Source organism: Nonlabens sp., from assembly GCF_047636915.1.
GTDB lineage: Bacteria > Bacteroidota > Bacteroidia > Flavobacteriales > Flavobacteriaceae > Nonlabens.
The window spans coordinates 1-3,788 of sequence record NZ_JBLIGN010000148.1; the positions used below are offsets into that span (position 1 = coordinate 1).

Annotated in this window: 2 protein-coding genes; both read left to right on the plus strand. The window is 37.5% G+C overall.

Annotated elements, in window-relative coordinates; translation table 11 throughout:
• A partial coding sequence (locus ACJAT0_RS12955; RefSeq protein ID WP_415181993.1) for a S9 family peptidase occupies positions 1-1,971 on the plus strand: 1,971 nt, incomplete at its 5' end.
• A gap of 35 nt (positions 1,972-2,006) precedes the next feature.
• A complete protein-coding gene (locus ACJAT0_RS12960; protein ID WP_415181994.1) occupies positions 2,007-3,596 on the plus strand; it encodes a peptide MFS transporter in 1,590 nt (529 codons plus the stop codon).
• Positions 3,597-3,788: the final 192 nt, after the last annotated feature.

The window sequence follows — 3,788 nt, forward strand, 5'->3', positions numbered from 1 at the left end:
CAAACTATAGATAAATACAGCTACCTCACTGGTGAGAAAACAGAGACATTAGTGAGCAGTGCAGATATAAAGCTTCCCATAAGAGACTATATTTTAAGTAACGACGAGAAGCAAATGATGATCATTTCTCAAAGCAATCAAATATTTAGACGCAGTTCCTACGATAAAGTGCACATCTTAAATCTGGACACTAAGAAATTGACAACCCTGAGCGATGAACTGGTAAGAAGCCCTACTTTTTCTCCAGATGGTAAAAAAGTAGCCTTCGTTTTTAAAAATAACATCTATTATAAACATATAGATTCTGGTGTTGTTGTTCAAGCAACTACTGATGGTGTTACTAATGCACTTATCAATGGGGTTACCGACTGGGTTTATGAAGAAGAATTTGCCTTTGTAAAAGCCTATGAGTGGAGTCCTAATAGTGAACAGATTGCTTTTATCTCTTTTGATGAAAGTGATGTTCCAGAATTCTCTATGGATGTTTATGGAAGCGGTTTATATCAAAATCAGGAAGTATTCAAATACCCTAAGGCTGGAGAAAAAAATGCCATTGTGGCGCTTCACCAGTTCACTCTATCTACAGGCACTCGCCAAGAAGTAGCTTTAGGCCGCAATGAAGAGTTTTATATTGCTCGAATCAATTACTCGCCTAATGGGGCACTTGCTGCTCAAGTATTGAACAGACACCAAGATGTCTTGGACTTTTATTACATCGATGCTACCGGAAAATCAAACATCGCCTTTACAGAGAAAGACACGGCTTATATAGATGTTACCGACGACCTTACCTTCCTAGAAGATGGCAGCTTCTTATGGACCAGTGAAAAAGACAACTGGAGACACATCTATCTTTATGATGCAAATGGTGAAGAAAAGCGCCAAATCACAAAAGGGAATTGGGATGTGACTTCTTACTATGGCTATGACGCCAACTCACAAGACATTTACTATCAAAGTACAGAAGAGGGATCTATACATAGAAGTGTTTATTCTATTTCTTTAAAAGGTAAGAAGAAAGAAAAGCTCTCTTCTCAAATGGGTACGAACAGCGCTTCTTTCAGTAAAAATTTCACCTATTACATCAATACCTTTTCTAGTGCTACTGCTCCACCAGTATATACATTGAACGATGCTAAAGACGGTAATAAAGTACGTGAGATTAAAAACAACAACGATCTCAAGTTAAAATTAAACAATTACCTGATTTCTCAAAAAGAATTTTCTACGATCAACATCAACGGAAATGATTTGAACATGTGGACCATGAAGCCTCAGGACTTTGATCCCAACAAAACCTATCCGCTTTTCATGACGCAGTACAGTGGTCCTGGATCACAATCTGTTGCAAACACCTGGTATGGGGCAAATGACTTCTGGTACAGCATGCTAGCCAACCAAGGTTATATAGTCGTATGTATAGATGGACGTGGAACTGGATTCAAGGGAGCCGACTTTAAAAAAGTGACTCAAAACGAATTGGGTAAATATGAAGTAGAGGATCAAATCGCAGCTGCAAAAAAACTGGGTGCTATGAATTACATAGACGCCAGTCGTGTAGGTATTTGGGGCTGGAGTTATGGTGGTTTTATGAGTTCTAATTGTCTGTTAAAAGGAAATGATACCTTCAGTATGGCGATAGCGGTGGCACCGGTCACCAATTGGAGATTCTACGATTCGATTTATACAGAACGTTATATGACCACACCACAAGAGAATGCTAGTGGTTATGATGAAAACAGTCCTATCAATCACGTAGATAAATTAAAAGGAAAATACCTTTTAGTTCACGGCAGCGCAGATGATAATGTACACGTTCAAAACACCATGAGAATGGTAGAAGCGTTGGTACAAGCAAACAAGCAATTTGAATGGGCCGTTTACCCAGATAGGAACCACGGTATTTATGGGGGGAACACCAGAATACACCTGTACAACAAGATGACTAATTTTATTAAGGATAATTTATAATAATCAACAATCAACTAAAATAGTAAACTCTAATTATGGAATATAAATTTGGTGGTTCGTTAACGAATCAAAAAACCGTACTCGGACATCCCTCAGGACTCTTTGTCCTCTTCTTTACAGAAATGTGGGAACGTTTCTCCTATTATGGAATGCGAGCTTTACTTGTCCTTTTCTTAGTATCATCCGTATTTGATGAAGGCTGGGGCTGGGATCGAGCAGATGCATTAACTCTTTATGCTTTCTATACAGGTCTCGTTTATGTGACTCCTATCTTTGGTGGATTGATAGCAGATAAAATCACCGGCTATCGAAAAGCAGTCGTGATTGGTGCGTTATTAATGACTTTAGGACACGCCTCTATGGCATTAGAAGGACTTACCGGCACTTTCTTTTACTTAGGATTAGTTCTTTTAATTATAGGAAATGGAATGTTTAAGCCTAACATTTCTTCCATGGTTGGACAACTTTATAAAACAGAAGATAAAGAAAAGGATGCTGGTTATACCATATTCTATATGGGTATCAATGCTGGCGCCTTTTTAGGTATTTTACTTTGTGGTTACATAGGAGAGACTGTGGGATGGCATTATGGTTTTGGTCTAGCAGGTATATTTATGTTTGTCGGAATGTTACAGTTCTATTTTGCTCAAGAGATTTTTGGAAAAATAGGACTATCTCCCAAAGATGCAGAAGACTTTGATGATGCTCTGGAAGAGACCTTTGACGAAGTCGAGGAGTCCGTTGAAGACACGATTGAAGATGTAAAAAAATCTAAAGTTGTATCTGATAGGTTAGTAGTTATTGGTGTTTTGGCATTTTTTACTATATTCTTTTGGTGGGCATTTGAGCAAGCTGGTGGTTCTATGACTATTTTTGCTGCTGATTATACGGATAGAGTATTAGAAGGTGATGGCGCATTAATTTTTAAGGTATTCAACACACTACTCACTATAATTCCAATGGCCATTATTACTTGGGTTCTAGCTATGTTATTTAAACAAACCTATTCTAAATATGCTCTTTCTAACATCCTTTTAGGATTCAGTTTTGTAATTATTTGGGGAATAGTAATTTGGATGTTAATGAGACAATTCACGGATCCAGCACCTGAAGTTCCTGCTTCTTGGTTTGGTATTTTGAACTCCTTTTTTATTATTGCTTTCGCTCCTATCTTTTCAAAAATATGGGAATCTAAGTACAATCCTTCAGGACCAATTAAATTTGCAATCGGCCTTATTTTGTTAGGTGTAGGATTTGGAATTTTATCTTTCGGTTCTATGGGAATTCCACTAGGTGCAAAAACAGCATCTGTAAGTATGATATTTCTAATTGTCGCCTATTTATTCCATACGTTAGGAGAATTATGTGTCTCTCCAGTAGGACTATCTTATGTTAGTAAACTATCTCCAGGCAAGCTGGTGGGGTTAATGTTTGGCATTTGGTTTGTTGCAAATTTCATAGCTAATACAGCTGCTGGACTTACTGGTCGTTACATAGACCCGATTGTAGAAGATTATGGAATGGCTACATTCTTTATGATTTTTACAATTATCCCCATTGTGGCAGGATTTATTATGCTTGCAATAAGCAAGTTACTTGTAAAAATGATGCACGGAATCAGATAACAGCATCCTCAAATTACACTTTAACATAAAACGCACCACTACGGTGCGTTTTTTGCTTTATTTATTTTTTGTAAATTCACCCTATGAAACTATTCCCTATTGTATTTCTTTTGTTTTCGGCATTTGGCTTTTCTCAGGTGAACTGGATGACTATGAATGAAGCCCTTACAGCACAAAAAAAAGAACCTCGCA

Excerpts from the sequence above, each read along its gene's own strand:
- ACJAT0_RS12960 (WP_415181994.1), top strand. The coding sequence starts at position 2,007 with ATGGAATATAAATTTGGTGGTTCGTTAACGAATCAAAAAACCGTACTC.